Origin of the sequence: Chitinophaga flava (assembly GCF_003308995.1) — a bacterium.
Classification (GTDB): domain Bacteria; phylum Bacteroidota; class Bacteroidia; order Chitinophagales; family Chitinophagaceae; genus Chitinophaga; species Chitinophaga flava.
Map to the genome: position 1 here is coordinate 1,120,858 of NZ_QFFJ01000002.1, position 18,687 is coordinate 1,139,544.

Below are 18,687 nucleotides of genomic sequence, written 5' to 3' on the forward strand. Positions count from 1 at the left end.
ACCATTGTATCCGGAACAAAGTAAACCGTTCCGCCGGAAATAAAAAAGTAAAGTACAGGAGCGCAGAAAACGGGGGACAGACGTTATTCCGCTACCGTTGACTGTTTAGTAAAACATAAATAATACTGGAAGTAAAACAGTATCAGCAAACAGGGCAACGCTTTCAGCTGATAACTAACTGCTATTTTGTTGATGAAGGAAGGCACCAGGTCGGTAGGACACAGAGAGGTGACTGCCACCAGTATTCCTAACAGGATAACAGACAGCGGCCTTTCCGGCAACAGCATCAAACCGGTCACAGCGCCGGCTACCGCCATGATGTAGGTAGGAGATTCTGTACTCTGGTTAAACAATACCACCCACAGCATCAGGTAAGCCGCTATAATCCACTTGTAGAAAGGAGCTTTGTTTTTCCACGCGAAAAAGAGCGCTGTGCCTAGTCCTGCAAATGCCACCACATGCATCACCTTATCTATCCCGATGGCAGGTTGCAAAGGGATGTGTATCAATGCATGTATCATACCCCGTACAGAAGCATCTTCCAGAATAATAGGACTGGTGATCATATGGAACCAGTCTTTATATGTTTGTATCAGTTCAGCCGGAGACAATATCAGCAGCGGGAGTAAGGTGCCGGTAATACCGAATAACAGGCAGTATTTGAGGTAAGTACTTTTGTTATCGTAGAAAAGAAACAGCAATCCGGTGATGGCGCCATAACCTTTGATGAAAAAACAGAGACAGGTGAAAAGCGCTGCCAGTACAGGTTTCTTTCGTTCCAGATTAATCACTGTCAGCAGCATCAATGCGGTCATGATCGGATTGGTTTGTGAAGACTGGATAGCGTTTAACAGTTCCAGTATCAGCAGCCAGCTGATGATATACCGCCTGTTGGCAGCTACCGGCAACTGACGCAGGGCGTACAGGAAAAGGCCGGAGCTGCCCATCAACCAGATAAACAAACCTACAGTGGCCGGTAAAATGGCCAGTGGTGCAAACAGGATAGGGAAAGTAGGGTGGTATAAAAAGTAGTCAAAATAAGTTTCGGGATACAGCTCATACAGCGGCATATGATGCAGCAGATGATCCCATGAGCTGCGGAAGATGATAAAATTATTGTATTTGCCTGTAAGCAGTGATTGTATATATAATATCAGTGTTCCCAGAAAGTACAATACTGTCACAATCATCGGATGCTGATACCAGGCTGGTACCCGATTGTTGGCACTGAGTGTTATTACAGGTGCAGGTTGATGAAGCTTTGGCACGATAAAAAAATTTACAGCTACAATGTCGATTCACTACCTGATAAACGCAGGATTTTCGCATCCCCTCCATTGGAAACGGAAAAAAAGACATATAGTTATTTGGTTTTATTTAAAAGAGAAGGAGTAACAGTATCACCTGATAAAAATAATTGATAACATTAAATTAAAATAACCCCGGGAATGGATTTCTTTACTTTGCAGCGCAGTGTCAAACCTGTTGCTATGCAAAACAGTGAAGATATCGAGTTGCTCCACCAGATCAAGGCCGGTGACCAGAAAGCTTTTGAAACATGTTTCAATAAGCACTGGCATCTATTATATTCCCTGGCCGGCAGAATACTGAAATCAGATGATGACGCGAAAGATGTGGTACAGCTGGTATATATCTCCCTGTGGGGCAGACGCGAACAGCTGGAGATCACCGGCTCCCTGCAGCATTACCTGTTGCAGGCAGTCAGGTTTCAGTCGTTTAAAAGATTACAGGAGATACTGAAAAGTCCCGAACACCTCGATAGGGTAGAAGAAGAGTTCCTGCCCGTATTAAACAGTATTTGGGACAAACTGCACGAATCAGACCTCTTTAATGAGATATCCACTCAGCTGGAAACATTGCCGCCCAGAACCCGGGAAATGTTTCTGATGAGCCGTCGTCAACAACTCTCTATCGCTGAAATAGCCCTGCGCATGGGCGTATCGGAAAAAACAGTCCGCAACCAGCTGCATATCGCGCTCAAAACCCTTCGTCATCATATTGCGGTAGCCATCATTATGGCCGAGATGGTTTGTTAATAATTCCTTAACCTGACCGGACGGGACAAAGCCCCTTTTCCCAGGAACATATAGGTAGAGAACAGTCAGTTTTTTTACCCGCAGGCATGTTATCTGTCTGCTTACACCGGTCATCATGAATGTAGCACAACTAAAAAGAATCATCAACAGGTATCTGGCAGGTAATGCTTCGGGTAAAGAAGCTGCGCTGATGGAAGCGTGGTATGAAGAGGCCCTGGAGGAAGCCCGGCAACAGCCTGCCACGGGGCAAAGCGAAACCCACCGGCAGCAGGTGCTGGAAAGATTACACCTCGAAATGCAGAACACACCAACGGGAAGGGTTATACGTTTTTCGGGAGCCCGGAATATTGCGGCTGCCTGTATAGTATTGCTGGGGGGGGCTTCCCTGGGATACCGCTACCAGTTCGATATTCTCGACCTGGTAGATCCGATACCCGTGGAAACCGTTACTGCTCATGCTTTCCAGGTTAAACAGGTAATACTGCCCGATAGCTCCAGGGTAGTCCTCAACGCCAATAGTGAAATCAGTTATCCTAAAAAATTCCGGGGTAAAAAAAGACAGGTACATCTGAATGGGGAGGCCTTTTTTGATGTGGTCCGTAATCCTTCGGCTGCCTTTACCATCACGGCGCCGCATCTGCAGGTGAAAGTCCTCGGTACCTCTTTTGTGATGACAGACAGCAGCCATATACAGGCTGCCAGGGTAAGTGTGAAAACCGGGAGGGTAGCGGTATCGGCCGATGTAAAAGGATTTCCGGTTACTCAGCTGACCGCCAACCAGGAACTGTTCTACGACGAAGCCGGCGGGGTGGTCAATATCAATAAACACCAGGATGTGGATATCGGCTGGACCAACAAACAGCTGGTATTTAACAATGTGGCCCTGTCCGAGGTTTTCCGTGAAATCGAAAATATGTTTCATGTAAAAATAAATGTCAGGGATACAGTTATAAATGAGATGAAATTTACTGGCGCTTTTGAACCCGGTGATCCTTTACCGGATATGCTGAAAGTGATCGCATTATCTTATAGGTTAACCATTCATAAAAACAAAGACGGAACAATAAACATCAGCAACTAACACAGAATCGAAACACAATTGCCTGTTTAAACCACTACCCGGGTAGTGGTAAGGGGATCTTTTTTCAAAAAAACAATTACAAACGAATGAAGGAAAAATTTTTACCAGGATTAAAACGGAAAGTGTGGAGATGGGCCTGTTGCCTGACGTTACTGCTAGGTATGGCAGCAACAGCAATGGCACAGGAAGGCACGTTGAACAAAAAGATCAGTATCAGCTTCAACAATGAAGGGCTGGCCCGCTGCCTGGAAATAGTACAGCAACGGGGCGGCGTCACCTTCTTTTACAACCCTGCAGAAGTAAATGCCACCATCAAAAAATACAACACACGCTTTGATAACAAAACCATCCAGGAGGTATTAACCTCTTTGTTGCAAGGCACCGGCCTTGAGTTTGAAATGGCCGACAGTAAGAAGGTGGTCATCCGCAAAGCCCAGGCGATCAAACACGAAACACCGCGCAAATGGAGATCTGTGAGCGGGGTGGTCAGAGATGCAAAGAAAAACGCACCAATAGCCGGTGCGGAAATTCTGGTGCAGAGCAGTGGGAGCCATCTCACTGCTGACGCCCATGGCCGGTTTACAGCGGAAGTAAAAGATACAGTAGACGTGCTGGTCGTATACTTTGTAGGGTATGCTACCAAAATGGTGAAAGTAGGCGCCAGCTCAGCACTCGATATCCACATACAAGCCGACAGTAAAACACTGGGTGGCGTTACCGTGGAAGCAAGACGCAGAACCAATACCGAAGCCTCTTTGCTCAACGACCGTAAAAATTCGGCCATCATCTCCGATGGTATCTCTGCACAGAATATCGAACGTACAGCCAGTATTACCACCACACAGGCATTACAACGGGTATCCGGTGTAACGATCACCGACGATAAATATGTAGCCATCCGCGGCCTCGGAGACCGCAGTGTGATCGGACAGCTCAACGGCGTGCGCCTGGCCTCCTCAGACCCCGACCGCAGCGCTATCCCGCTGGACCTCGTACCTTCCAGCCTGCTTGATAATATCACCGTTTATAAAAGTAATACCCCCGACAAGCCCGCAGACGCTTCCGCCGGTATCGTAGAGCTGAAAACAAAATCCATCCCCGACAGGGAAACATTCAACCTCACCATACAAAGCGGCTTCAACACACAGGTAGGCCTCGGCGGAAAAGTAAACAGCTTCTATAACAGTGAAAGCGGTTTTCTCGGAGAAAAAATAAAAAACAAAGGACTCACCAACGAGTTCCAGGCTTTGTCTAAACAATATCCCAACGGCCTGAGAGAAATACAGGATAAAATTTCCAACGGTCGCAACGATCCGGCCATGCTCGCAGAAGCCAACCGTATCAACGGTATCATGCACCAGTTTGATCCTGTGCTGACCACCAAATACAAATCAGCACCGCTTAATCAACTGTATGCACTGACTTACGGTAATAATTTTAAAGTGTTTAAAAAACACCAGGTGGGCATTATCGCCGGCGCAAACTATTACAGCCGCGTTACAGACACCTATGGTGGCGACCTGACACAATGGAGTATCTATCAGGGTGTACTCACCGGTAGCAACGAGGTGTACAGCCCCCGCATCATCCCCAACTACATCACACCCAACAATATCCACCTGGGCAAATACCTGACTTATAAAGAAAATACTGGTATACAAACATTGAACTACGGCTTCCTCGGAGGCGTGGCCTATCGTTTTAATCCGCAGCATGAAATCAGTATGCAATACCTGGGCAGCCGCGGCGCAGAAACCAGGGCCAGCAACCTTTACGGTGCCTATGATTATACTGGTTTACCCGGAACTGTCTCTAACATTATCTATTCACTTAAACAGAGCTACCGTACCCTTAATACTTTTAATCTCCAGGGTGAACACAAGCTGCTCAAAGGAGATTACAGTCCGCGCCTGAGTTATAATCTCGCTACTTCGTCTTCCAGTCAGGATGACCCGGATTATCGTTTTGTGAACCTGGCAGCTTATAAACCTGTTGGTGGTGGTGCTTATCCACGCCCTACGCAGCAGCCGGGCAGCCCCCCTGAATTTGTTTATTCAACAGACTTATACTCCCTGGTATCCGGCTATGTAAATGGCTATGGTCCCTACGGTATCATCCAGGCCGATCCCAACGGCCGCCGTTTCCGTAAACTGCATGAAACCAACTACAACTACAAAGCCGACCTGATGATACCTTTCAAGGTGGCAGGCATGCGTCAGGAGTTTAAAACCGGTGTCAACTATCTTCATCGTAAAAGAGATTTTACAGAAAACGTATTATTTCTGCCTGGCTCCAACTACTCTGCCAACAAGGCTTTGCCGCTGTATGAAGTAAATGGTAACCTGGACCGCCTCGTAGGATTTGACCGCATCGGTATCCGTCCGCCTTCCGGTTATAACAACGAAGGTCAACCTGTTACCGGTGGCTTTTTATACAATATCCAGAAATCACCCAACAACTATAAAGGGTTTTATGAAACCCGCGCTTTCTATGGTATGCTCGACCTGCATCTGACCGATAACCTGCGCCTCACTGGTGGCGTACGTTTTGAGCTGACCGATATACAGGCTGCCGTAGATACATCCGGCGTTTTCCTCGACCCTACCATCACCACGCCTGATAAAGACGGCAACAAAGTGAACCTGGTATATACTGAGCCTAACTCTATCTACAAAACAGACTATACACCTTACTACTCTGCTAACCTGACCTATACACTGAATAAAAAGATGAATTTCCGCCTGGGCTACAGCAATTCACTGGCACGTCCGGAGCTGCGGGAACTGACCAACGTTTTTGATTTTGACCCTTTCCAGTTTGCATTGGTAGTTGGTAACCCTAAGCTGAAGAATCAGCTCACCACCAACTACGATTTCCGCTGGGAATGGTTCCCTTCTGCTGGTGAAGTGTTGTCTGCTTCTGTATTTTATAAAGAGATCGATAACCAGCTGACGAAAATATACAAACAACATTCTACCGGACTGGATGCACGTTTCCCTGAGTTCCCGGCTATCGAATTTCAAAATGATCCCAACAAAGGACGGGTGTATGGTATAGAGCTGGAAGCAGTGAAAAACCTTGGTCCACTGGTGCCTGTGCTGAATCACTTCAACCTGGGTGCTAACCTCTTGCTGGCACAAAGTGAAATCAAAAAAAGCGCGGAAAGGATGCTGGCTTCTCAGGCACTGGATCGTCGCGCACCCGCCAACAGTCCGCTGTTTGAACAGGCTCCTTACTCTGTGAACGTTTTCCTGAACTATTTCAACAGCAAAATCGGAACAGATATCACCACCACCTTCAACATGGTAGGAGAGCGGTTGATACAGGTAAACCTCGATGGTACACCTGATCTGTACACCCGCCCCAATCCTGTGCTGGACATCGTGCTGAGCCAGCGTATTGTTAAACGCCTGCAGTTTAAAGGTTATGCCAAAAACATACTGGACAGGCCCCTGCAGGAAGTTTACGCCAACCCCAATACCGGTGGTAAATACTACGGAAAAGAGTATATCCGCAGAAGTTATAAACGTGGTACAGAGATCATGCTGGGGCTGAGTTATACTTTATAAAAATTAAACGAACACGCTAATCTGAATATGATGAAAAGATTCCTACACTATGTATGCTTGTATCTGTTGTGTGCCGGAGGACTTGCATCCTGTACCAAGAAAGAAGACTTTGCCTACGACAACAGAGTCAATCCGCAGGCAGATGCAGCTTCCAGCGTTCGTATTGTGAACATGCGGGGCGCTACGGAGCTGATGGTCAACGGTAAACAGCTGTCTGCTTTTGCCCTGCCTAATATTGAAGGCTTCTATGACCAATATACAACCAAGGCCACGCCCTGGTTTCCGGAAAACGGCCGTATGGGACTTACCTATACTATTCCACAGCAGTTTGTGGGTGCAGATGGAACGGTGAAGGATATACGTTTTGCTGCTTTTACCAGAGACTATTCCCTGGGGCTGACAAGAGGTTTCAATGCCAAAGATAATTTCAACAATCCTACAGACTATTACTTTGCTTATTTCGGGCCTAATGCCAGCCAGTATTCCGACTCTTTGTTTGCCATCCCGCGCTCTGTATCACCGCCGGCCAATCCTGCTCACTGTAAGGTGCGCCTGCTGAATCTCAGCTCTACCAACTCCGCCTTTGGCGGTACTATGCGGGTAACCTGGGCAGATGGTACAGTGATCGCGGGGCTTGATAATATTCCCGTAGGGCAATATTCTGATTATGTGGAACTGCCTTATGGCACTTACCAGTTGAAAGTAATGACTATGGACGGGCTGCTGGTACCAGGTGTAGGCGGAAGTGCACAATTCTTAAATGTGGTGAATCCGCAAACCGGTACCATGCTGCTGCCCGGTGTACAGAGCCGGCCACCGGTAAATGGTTTTGTAGATTCAAAGCTCACCTTCGCTCCGCTGAAAACCTATCAGCCTGGTGGCGTGTATACCATTGCCGTTGCCGACTGCCCTAATTTCCGTAACTCCAACGGTGGCACCAACGGTGAAACTTACCCTTCCAAAAACAATGCTTTCCGCATCATCGCCGATGCAGAGCCGCAGAATACTTCCTATGCCAGATTACAGGCTATTAACGTGGTACCGGGCAAACAGATTAAAGTGACGATGAATGGAAGATCACTGGGCAATACCCTCGGTTTCTCCGCTGCCACTGCCTTTGATCAGTATCTAACAGGAACGCATGTATTAAAAGTGACCGATGCTGCCGGAAACCCGCTGGCCGACAGTACTTTTTCCCTGCAGCCTGGAGACAACCGTACTGCATGGATATACGAAAAGAATGGAAAAACAGGTATCAGCCTGGTGGCCAACAACCTGAGCAATGTATACTATACCGGCGCCACAGAAGACGGCAGTTACAGCAACATAAAAGTGGAATTCCCCAGCTGGGTACGTTTCATGAACTTCTGTCCTGATCTGCCGGAAGCTACTTTCACTACAGATGACGGTCAGACCTTCGGAGATGGCAGTGCCAGCCAGCACCTGCTGCTGGGCATCCCCGCAGTAAAGAATCCTTATGTGATGCTGAACGCCAATTTCTACCAGAGCATCTGGGCATACGCTTCACAGTATAATGTAGTGCCGGGCAACTGGCTGCGGGAAGTGACCACGCTGAAGAGCCGCGACTTTATTGCCAATCCTGCACTCTATCCGGGCGGATTGCCCGTGAGCGAATCCGGTATCTATACGGTAGCACTGATCGGCAACATCAATACCAGCAAACCGGGGAGTGAAAAAGCCCGGATGATCATCATCAGACATAATCAGTAATGTACCAACACATGAACAACAGAATTGTCCTTTTACTTTTACTCTGTATGATGGCAGGTATGGCATGCCGGAAAACAGAATATACGACTATCGCCGAACCGGCCTACCTGCGCATATTCAATAACCTGGACTATAAGATCTCACTTGATACTAAAGATGCGCCACAGCCCTTCCTTACCTTCCTGCTCGATCCTGAACTGGATGCAGCGGGTATCCCGGTGAAAGCACTGATAACAGGTGATTACCTCGACAAACGTGCTCCCTGGGCAAGACCGTATCCGGATGCGGTGAATACGACGCTGTTTCAAACAGAGTATCCCGGTTCTGCCAAAGTACTGGCAGGTCCTGTCCTGAATGGTTACGACCTCTCCAGCTGGGCACAGATGCCTGCCGGCAAACACCGCGTGATGTTTGTAAGCCGCCCGATCAGCGATGTCCCTTTTTATGAACTGCCCAAAGATCTGCGCAGCCATATCATCATAGACACTACCATCGAGTTTGCCAGCCGGGAAGTATATACCATGCACATACTCGAAAAAGATGCTGCTACCAAAACACCCGGTATCTATATCCGTAACGAAAATTTTGTGAAGCAGCCATTCTCTGATTCACTGGTGTATGTCAACTTCTACAACCTGAGTTCAGTGGGTTATTTTGAAACAGGGAAGCCGGCCAATGAGCTTTACAACCAGAAGATCCGCGATACAATGAATGTGTATTATACACTCAATAAAATGGATAATCAGGGTTTTGCCCATCCTATCACCGGTCACTGGGGTGTGCTGATGGGGCCGGTGCTCCGCTCACAGGACCCTGCTGTACATCCCTATTACAGCTTTCCTTTGTTTGGGGATACAACTGCCAACAAGATATACGATGGTAAGGCTACACAGTCCTTCGTTTTTCTGTCACCGGGTTATTCTCCTGCCAACAATCCCTTTATGCAGACGGGAGGAGATTCCAGAGGGAACTTTAGTGAACTGCGTGTAGGCACTGACGGTTACCGTGGTGATGTGGCTTTTTCCCTGCCGGCAGATATCCTCACCGGCATGGTCGTGACGATTCGTTCCGGAAAGTATCTCAACCGCTCCTTCGCTACCATCAATACCATCGAGTATGTGAACGGGAAATTTTATTTAATGACCATACAGCGTAAATACGAACCACCTGTGTATTAACAGGTCGAAAAAAAATGATCAACATGCGATATTATACCTTGCCTTGCTTGTTTTTCTTCTTGCTGCTGATGATGGCAGGATGCAGGAAAGATAACCTGACACCACCCAGGGAAACAGCGCCCACCCGCTCGCTGGGAGAGTTTATCCGCAACAACTATGACCTGAGCCTTCTGTCGGCAGCCATGCAGAAAGCAGGCATACTGGACAGTCTTAACCAGCCAGGCCCCTTTACTTGTTTTGCGCCTGATAACAAAGCCTTTAATGATATCGGTATTACCAGCCCTCGTGATTTTGATACTATAGATGCTGAGTCGCTGCGCAGATGGGTGAAATACCACGTTTTAAAAGACAGAAAATATATCTCCGAGTTTCCGCTGCAGATGGGTAATAAGTATACAACCCTGGCAGGAGCTGACCTGTACGTGTCTTCCTCCGATGCGCCGTATATGGATAAAACGCCAACTGAAAGCAGAAGTGTATTTGTAAATGGATCGATGATATTTCCGGCGCCTAAACGAAATTTAGCACTGGCCAACGGGGTGATACACGTGATCCGTAAACCGCTCAATTATACACCGGGCACTGTACAGGATTATCTGCAGGCAGATACCAGCCTGTCAATATTTGTGGCCGCCATGAAACGTTTCGCACTGTGGGATGGCCTGAAGGAAAAAGGCCCTTTCACCGTATACGTGCCTGGCAATGAAGCCTTCCGTAAGAATGGTTTTACAGCTGACAGTATCAGCCGTATGGACCCTGAAAAATTTCAGCAAATCATCTTTGCCATCTATCCGCTGATGCTGAAGTCCAAACATATTTTCTCTACCGACTGGGGACAGATCAATGGCCAGTCTGGTGCGGTAAACACTATGATCAGTGTGCCCGGCTTTGTGATATTACCTTTTTACTCCTATAATTTTTATAACAACACGGAAGATGTCCGGATTGATATAATGATGGAAAAAGGAGGATATAATGCCAATGGCCCCCAGAGACTGAATTACCGGAACGGGTTTGCGAATGGAGCTGACCGTGTTGTATCCAATGGGATACTGCATATCCTGGATGACCTGATGCTTTACCCTCATACATTACGCAAATAAACATACAGTATAAAAGTTAATTGAAATGACCGTGTTTACATCTGTTACCACACCAGGCAGGCTGTTGAGGTCCTGGTTGCCTGTATTGTTTTTACTGGTGATGGCCTGCCGCAAGCAGGACATCGAACCGGAGCCGGTAGGAGATCCGGTGCCCTATAACGGACCTGTATTAGGGCTAAAAGAAACGCTGGAGAAATCTCCCTATACTATTTTCAGGACAGCGTGGAACCGCGCCAATATAGACGCACGTCTCAAAAAAGCCGGTACCACTTCTTTTACCATCATCGCTCCAACGGACAAAGCTTTTCAGGATGCTGGCTGGACCATGGATAAAATAAATCAGGCAGCGCCGGAAGTACTGGACACCCTGCTGTCTTATCATATCGGTGCTACCCAGATACATCCGGCTTCGCTGGCGGAACTCAATGGTAACCTACCCATCGTGACATTGCTGAAATCTACTACTATACCCACTTTTGACGATTCTCGTCCGTATAAATATGTGATTTATGCCGGCGTTTATCACGATAGCCTGTTTGTCAACGGCAAACCTGTCAGCAAATGGGGACAGGCGCTGGAAAGCACCACTGCCACCATTTATCCTGCAGATAAAGTGCTGGTGAAACCGCGACAGGACATGCTTTCCTTCCTGAAGGCAGATAACAGGTTTAGTTTTTATCTGGAAGCCTGCCGTATCAATGACAGTTTGTATGAAGATAAAAATCCCTGGGATCAGTATCTGTGGGACATGCCGATGCTTTCTGCCAATGCCCTCTCCCCGGGACAGTTTACCCTCGTCGTTCCTACCAATGACGCCTTCCGTAAAAGCGGTTTTAATTCAGTAGAAGACATCCGCCAGCGTTGCTATCAGGCGCTTCCTATCGGTGATCCGGATTACGATGAAAACTCCTATTACCGTTACCCTACCACAGCAATGGACTCTATACTGTTGCCCAACAGAATGAGCTATGTTGGATTAGACGGACCTTATGGCATGCGGGAAATGTACCCGGTATATTTTATGAATGAGCTGATGGTAAACAGAAGCGTATCCGGACTGTTGTTGAGACCAGGTTCCGCATATAGTAGTCCGCCTAAAATATATGAACTGGATTTCGCTGTAACCAATGGTAACATATGGGTTAAAAGACTGGGTTCCTCCGGACAGCGGATCCCACTGGTACAGACAGATATCAATGTGCTGAACGGGGTAATTCATATTGTGAACGATGGTCTGTTCATGCCCTAAGTATTCATCTCCCTAAAACAACAACAAAACATGAAACGCACTTTCTATACAGGCATACTGCTGCTCTTGCTGGCTGCATGCCAGAAAGATGATAAAGCAACACCGGACACGATGGACAGCAACCGCATCACTTATGTGATTGCTGACAACCTGTTCAACTTCTCCAGTTTTAATGCTGCTGTGGAACGTACCGGATATGGGCCCAAACTGGCCGGTGCTGGTCCTTTTACCGTACTGGTACCCGATAACAATGCCTTTATGAAAGCCGGTTACGGCACCACCAACGCGGTATTGCAGGAAAGACTGTCCGTATTGAACAATATAGTTGGATACCATGTACTCAGCGGTACCTGGGAACTCAATAAACTGCCCTTTACCTTCAATCAGGAACTGACCACCGCTACCGGTGCTAAAATGTATGCCACCCGCTGGGTGAAAGGAAAAGATACCCTGCTGACTATCAACGGTACACCAGTAGTGAGTTACAACCTTCCCGCCAGCAACGGTCTGATTCAGGTGCTGAGTGAAGTATTGCAACCACTGGTCAACAAAACCTTGTCAGATGCTATCGCTGCAGATACCGCACTCACTTTCCTGAATGTGGCATTACAACAGGCTGGTATGAAAGATATGATGTCTACCGGTAACGTATATACGTTTATGGCGCCATCCAATAATGCATTCCGCAATGAAGGTTTTCCGAATGCCGACAGCGTTGGTCAAACAGATCCGGCCGTACTCCGCAGGCTCCTTTATTATTCTTTCTTCGAAGGCCGCCGCTTCGTATACGACTATATCCTCACCACAGATGCCTCCAACAAAAGCCAGCAGGCAATGTACAATGGTAACAATATCACCATCAGCCTGCTGAAGAGCGGCGTGAAATATACCGGTATCACCTTACAGGGTTCCGGTAACACTTCACCGGTGAAGATTGTGAAAAGCAATGTGCTGGCAGGAAATGGCGTGGTACATACTATCGACCAGCTGTTGAAGGAAAACCAATAATCATTACATACCTAACAATAAAGCGTTACGATGAAGCAGGTATTCTACAAAATATTTTTACTGATCATGTTGATGATCGCCACACTGGGAGGATATGCACAGGAGACGAATGGTACCTGGGGTGGCCGTATCACCAGCAACAAACAGGAGCCGCTGCCCGGTGTTACCGTGGTGGCTGTCCATCTGCCCTCAGGCACTAAATATGGTACGGTCACCGGTGCCGACGGCCGTTATTATCTTCCGGGTCTTCGTATAGGCGGTCCGTATAGTATCACTGTTAGTATGATGGGCATGGAAACACAGACGGCAGAGGGTTTTACCATCCGCCTCGGTGAGCCGCTGCAACAACACTTTGTACTCACAGAAAAAGGCAAACAACTGTCAGAAGTGGAAATTAAAGCCACCAAAGCAGGAGCAAAAGCCAACACCTTCGGCGCTGGCCAGCATATCAGCCGTCTGCAGGTAGCCAATATGCCCACCATCTCCCGCAGCATCCAGGACATCACCAAAATGGTGCCCCAGGGCTCTAAAGACAACTCCTTCGCAGGTACCAACTTCCGCTATAACAACGTTACCATCGATGGCGCTATCAACAACGATGCTATCGGCTTCAGTCCCTCTATGGGCGGTATCACCGGCTCTTCCGGTATGCCCGGCTCCAGCACCCGTACCAACGCGGTATCTATGGATGCCATCGAAGATATGCAGGTATACCTGGCCCCCTTCGATGTGAAGATCGGTAACTTCACCGGCGGTAGCATCAACGCCGTTACCCGCAGCGGTACCAACAAAGTAATCGGCAGCATCTACGGTTTCGGCCGCAATGCCGCTATCACAGGAAAGGATAAAGTCGGCTCCCTCGGAAAAATGGACAAAGACTTTTATGATTACCAGGCTGGTGTAAGAGTAGGTTTCCCCATCATCAAAAACAAACTCTTCTTCTTCACCAATGAAGAAATTACCCGTCGCCAGGACCCTGTGCAGCTGCTTGCCGGCAATGCGGAAACAGCTCATATCCTGAGCACTAAAGATGCAGAAGATATCCGCAATGCCACTATCAGCCGCTATGGTAAAGACGTAGATCCAGGCACTGCAGGCGCGTATAACGCATGGTCCCGCTCCGTGAAATTCTTTAACCGCCTCGACTGGAACATCAACGATAAAAACCAGTTGTCTGTACGTAATAACACCATTCGTTCTTCCGCTATGAACATGGACCGCGACCAGCAAGACTTCCGCTTCAGCAGCATGGCTTACGAGCAAACCAACAACCAGACATCTACCGTAGCAGAACTGAAAACAAGATTCAACAACCACCTGTCTAACAGTCTGATTGCCGGTTATACCCTGGTCCACGACAAACGTGACCCTACCGCCAACCCGGCACTGCCGCAGGTACAGATCATGGGACGCGCGCCCGGCACCACCATCTACTGGGGTACCGACAGAGAAGCATCCATCTTCAATATGAAACAACGTACCATAGAAATCACTGATAACCTCACTCTGCGCAAAGGCAAACATACCCTGCTCTTTGGTACGCATAATGAGTTCTATCATATCGACTATGGTTTTGTAAACAGCTGGAATGGCCGTGTAGACTATCTCAGCATCGATGACTATCTCAATAATGTTCCATACAGAGTACGTGGTAGCTACAACTACAACAATAACGACCGCGATTATATCCTGTCAAACCCTGAGGCAAAGTTTAATGTAAACCTGCTCAGTGCCTATGCACAGGATGAAATCCAGTTGACTGATAAACTGAAACTGATACCTGGTTTGCGTGCTGATTATACCATGCTGCCCAATGCACCTGTGCTGAGTGAACAAACACGCAATGCATACACAGATGATTATTTTGGCACTACCTACACTTATACACCGCTCAACCGTATCACCAATCATTACCTGAATAAAGTACAGCTGTCTCCCCGTCTGGGTTTCCGTTACGACTGGACAGGTGACCAGCGGCTGGTGCTGCGTGGTGGTACAGGCCTGTTTACCGGCCGTATCCCGTTTGCATGGCTGGCATATGCTTATTACAACAACGGTGTTAATTATGGCTCTTTCGACCAGAAAGCGGATGCTAAAGTTTTTGTGCCTGGTACTGATCCGGTGAAGCCCGGCAAAAATGGTATCGCCGATTTTATTGCCGGCAATGGTAATGTTATCACCAATCCCATAGCCGGTAAAACACAAGTCGATGTGCTGGATAATAACTTCGTAATGCCGCAGGTATGGCGTACCAGCATAGCAGTGGATTATACAACTGTAACAGGCTACAAATTTACGGTGGAAGGTATTGTTACCAAAACCATCAAGGATGTATTATTCCAGCAGATCAATATCAAAGATAATCCGCGTTACTACGGTAACGATACTACGAAACAGCAACCGGTATTTGGTGGCGCCGTAGATCCTCATTTTTCCAATGCCTATCAGTTGAGTAATACAAAAAAAGGATATCGTTACAGCATCACCGGTAGCGTGAACCGTAACTATCCTTTTGGCTTGTATGCTTCACTGGCTTATACCTATGGCCAATCCAAAGATGTGTCTAACGGTATCAGGAACTCCATGGAAAGTAACTGGCAGCTGAACCAGGCACTGAATCCCAACAATCCGGGACTGGCCTATTCTAATTTTGATGTACGGCATCGTATAGTGCTGAACCTGAACTATACCCGCCGCTGGAACCAGCAATGGGTAAGTACACTCAGCCTTTTTGCCACCGCCCAGTCTGGCAGTCCGTTTACCTACGGTATTGTCAACAACAGCATCCAGGGACTGCCGCAGCAGGTAAGCCTGGTATACATTCCGGAGGCAGATGCAGCAGTGAAGTTCTTCCAGGACTATACCACCAAAGCGGGAGAAGCGGTGACCGCAGCAGCCCAGGCAGCCGCTTTCAATCAATATATCGAAGACGATAAGTACCTGCGTACCCGTCGTGGACAATATACCGAACGCAATGCCGGCCGCACTCCCTGGAATATACAGGCCGACCTGCACTTTGCGCAGGAGTATCATTTCTCCAGAGATCCGGGCAGCAGGTTTCTCACTTTTACCCTCGACGTGATGAATCTGACTAACCTGCTAAACAGCAACTGGGGTAAAGTATATTTCTCACCCAATACCTTCAACTCTACCGCCAGCGTTGGCCTTACACCAGCGTTCCCGGCAAAACAGAATCCGGGCAACTATCCCGTATACCTATACGAAAATCCGGGTAAGCCATATGCGATAGACTTTTTTAACTCCCGCGCACAGGTACAGCTCGGGATGAGGTATTCATTCTAAAAATATGACCATGAAAAATTTGATATATTTTCTTTTCGGATTGGCGGTGGTGTTGAGTGCCTGTAAAAGAAACAGGGATGAAGATTTTAAGGTGCCTCCTGCTATCCGTTCTTTCTGGCCCAACAGTGGAAAGCCCGGTACGATTGTTACGATTAACGGAGCAGGTTTTGTAAAGAAAGATAATGAAGTAAGCTTTAATGGTACTGCAGCCACCGTGGTGGACGTCAACGATACTGTAATGACAGTACTGGCGCCGGCCGGAGGCAGCACAGGTAAAGTAACTGTCAAAACTGCTGGCAAGGAACTGGAAGCAGGCACCTATACCTATCAGAATCTGAGCATGCATGGTGTTAGTCCGCTCAACGGGCCTGCAGGTACCAACATCGTGGTACGTGGCGAAGGCTTCGGCAGCACCGCTGCTCCTGCCAAAGTGATGATCAATGGAAAAGAAGCAGTGATCACTTCCGTCAATGATACGCTCCTGATTGCCGCAGTGCCGGTGGGCGCCGGCAGTGGCACCATCAAAGTGACGGTAGATAACAAGGAAGTAACAGGGCCATCTTTCCTCTTCCAGGACATCAGCAAAATAAAACCACTCAAAGGCGGAAAAGGCACGCAGGTGACTATTACCGGCGAAGGCTTTAATGCCGTAGCAGGAAATAACAGTGTAGCCTTCAACGGTAAATCTGCTACAGTAATCAGTGCTACCGCCACTCAGCTGGTAGTGGCCACGCCTGATGATGTAGCTACCGGACCATTGAGTGTGACCATCAACGGACAGAAGACAGTAGGGCCGGTATTTACTGTTATACCTCCGCCATTGCTGGCTACAGTGGCTCCGTTGAGCAGCCCCGCCGGGAAAGACATTACCATCACCGGCAGCAACTTCAGCAGCCTGATGGATGAAAACGTAGTCACCTTTAACGGTATCGCAGGTACGATAAAAAGTGCAGCTGAAAAACAACTGGTGATCACCATTCCCACTGGCGCCGGTTCCGGAAATATCAAAGTCTGGGTAAACGGACAGGAAACAGCCGGTCCGCTGTTTAAAGAACAGAACCTGGGTGTGGTCAGTCTCTCACCTGACAACGGTCTTGCCGGTACTACCGTAACGGTGAGCGGTATTGGTTTCAGTACCAATGCAACGGATAATATTGTCACCTTCAATGGGGTGGCGGCCAATGTGGTGAGTGCAACGGATACAGAACTGAAGGTGGTAGCACCTGCCGGCTTATCTACCGGTACCCTCGATGTGAAGGTGAGTGGCTTACAGGCCACAGGCCCGCTGTTTAGAAGGGCCGGTGTAATGACGTTGGCTGGTGGTCCTGGCTCCGGGTTGTTTACCGGCGCTCTGGGGCTTACGGGCGACCGGGCTGGTAATCTTTATTTCCTGCAGGGATATCAGGTGAAAAAAATAACACCTGATGGTACTGTTAGCACCTATGCCGGTGGTAGCACCAGCGGTTATGCTGACGGTTCTCTATCTGCTGCTATGTTCCTGGGGCCTCACACGATCACGGTCGACAGCCAGGATAACCTCTACATACAGGATGGTAACGGGCTGCGTACCTACGTTCGTAAGATCACCCCGGCAGGGCAGGTGTCTACTGTGGTGACCGTGTTCGAAAACATGCCCGGTGGCTTGGGTGTGGACCGAAACGGTACAATTTACCTCAGCAAATTCTATCAGGGGCTGTATAAGGTAGAGTCCAACGGTTCCCTGACGAGAATAGGTAATTTCACTTTTACCATCCCCGATAAAATGGCCATAGACGCACTGGGAAGAGCATACTATGCCGGAGGCGATTTTTATAATCCTTTTATCGCTATGGTAACACCGGCAGGAGAGCATAGTTTTCTGGCGGGTAGTAATCGCTATGATCCTGATTTTGTGGATGGAGATATTTCGGGGGCCCGTTTGGGATCACCATTGTGTGTGACCATCGATCCCACTTCCGGTAATTTCTTTTTTGTAGATAACATGGCTATGGCTGTGCGTTATGCTACACCTTCCGGCACCGTGAAAACAGTGGTCGGAGCTGAAGGCACCTTCCAGCCATTTAAGATGGGATACAAGGACGGTACGCTGAAAGAAGCCCTGTTCCGCTCGATGAAAGGTATACACGTAGATGCCAACGGAAATATTTATGTGATAGAGCCGGAAAATAATGCGGTTCGTAAAATTTTCCTGAAGTAAAATACCGGAAACGGTACAGGCCCTGCTGCTTATCGGGTGGCAGGGCCTTTTTATTTTGAAAAAAAGCCCGCAGTTATTTCAGGGAATCAAACATTCCCGGAACCGCATGATGAGCTGTTATGCGGTAGCAGCAAGACTTTCCGTAAAGCCATCAGCGAATATGATTTTACAGAAACGCAGCTGGGAGAAAATTTAATTTTCAGGAACAACC

The 18,687-nt window shown here is 48.0% G+C and carries 11 protein-coding genes; 10 read left to right on the forward strand and 1 reads right to left on the reverse strand.

Annotated features, from left to right (window positions below):
• Positions 1-83: 83 nt before the first annotated feature.
• Positions 84-1,268, reverse strand: a complete 1,185-nt coding sequence (locus tag DF182_RS20935) for a glycosyltransferase family 87 protein (RefSeq protein WP_147243494.1) — start codon at positions 1,266-1,268, stop codon at positions 84-86.
• A 222-nt stretch (positions 1,269-1,490) separates the two neighbouring features.
• Here DF182_RS20935 and DF182_RS20940 point away from each other — a divergent pair, with 222 nt between their 5' ends.
• From DF182_RS20940 to DF182_RS20985, 10 genes are all read left to right on the forward strand, one after another.
• Positions 1,491-2,057 carry an RNA polymerase sigma factor gene (locus tag DF182_RS20940; protein WP_161964198.1) on the forward strand — a complete coding sequence of 189 codons (567 nt, stop codon included), beginning with the start codon at positions 1,491-1,493 and terminating at the stop codon, positions 2,055-2,057.
• A gap of 115 nt (positions 2,058-2,172) precedes the next feature.
• The gene (locus DF182_RS20945) at positions 2,173-3,138 is read left to right on the forward strand and encodes a FecR family protein (protein ID WP_113617756.1); all 966 of its coding nucleotides are present in this window, start codon (positions 2,173-2,175) and stop codon (positions 3,136-3,138) included.
• Between the two features lie 86 nt (positions 3,139-3,224).
• A complete protein-coding gene (locus DF182_RS20950; protein WP_113617757.1) occupies positions 3,225-6,707 on the forward strand; it encodes a TonB-dependent receptor domain-containing protein in 3,483 nt (1,160 codons plus the stop codon).
• A 27-nt stretch (positions 6,708-6,734) separates the two neighbouring features.
• Positions 6,735-8,438: a DUF4397 domain-containing protein gene (locus DF182_RS20955; protein WP_113617758.1), complete on the forward strand. Its 1,704-nt coding sequence runs from the start codon at positions 6,735-6,737 to the stop codon at positions 8,436-8,438.
• Positions 8,439-8,449: 11 nt separating this feature from the next.
• Complete coding sequence (locus tag DF182_RS20960) at positions 8,450-9,616, forward strand: hypothetical protein (RefSeq protein ID WP_147243495.1); 1,167 nt, start codon at positions 8,450-8,452, stop codon at positions 9,614-9,616.
• A 23-nt stretch (positions 9,617-9,639) separates the two neighbouring features.
• Positions 9,640-10,719 carry a fasciclin domain-containing protein gene (locus tag DF182_RS20965; protein ID WP_161964199.1) on the forward strand — a complete coding sequence of 360 codons (1,080 nt, stop codon included), beginning with the start codon at positions 9,640-9,642 and terminating at the stop codon, positions 10,717-10,719.
• 25 nt (positions 10,720-10,744) lie between these two features.
• Positions 10,745-11,968: a fasciclin domain-containing protein gene (locus DF182_RS20970; protein WP_113617761.1), complete on the forward strand. Its 1,224-nt coding sequence runs from the start codon at positions 10,745-10,747 to the stop codon at positions 11,966-11,968.
• Between the two features lie 30 nt (positions 11,969-11,998).
• The gene (locus tag DF182_RS20975; RefSeq protein ID WP_113617762.1) at positions 11,999-12,976 is read left to right on the forward strand and encodes a fasciclin domain-containing protein; all 978 of its coding nucleotides are present in this window, start codon (positions 11,999-12,001) and stop codon (positions 12,974-12,976) included.
• Between the two features lie 30 nt (positions 12,977-13,006).
• The gene (locus tag DF182_RS20980; RefSeq protein WP_113617763.1) at positions 13,007-16,279 is read left to right on the forward strand and encodes a TonB-dependent receptor; all 3,273 of its coding nucleotides are present in this window, start codon (positions 13,007-13,009) and stop codon (positions 16,277-16,279) included.
• A 10-nt stretch (positions 16,280-16,289) separates the two neighbouring features.
• Positions 16,290-18,476 carry an IPT/TIG domain-containing protein gene (locus tag DF182_RS20985; protein ID WP_161964200.1) on the forward strand — a complete coding sequence of 729 codons (2,187 nt, stop codon included), beginning with the start codon at positions 16,290-16,292 and terminating at the stop codon, positions 18,474-18,476.
• The last annotated feature ends 211 nt before the right edge of the window (positions 18,477-18,687 follow it).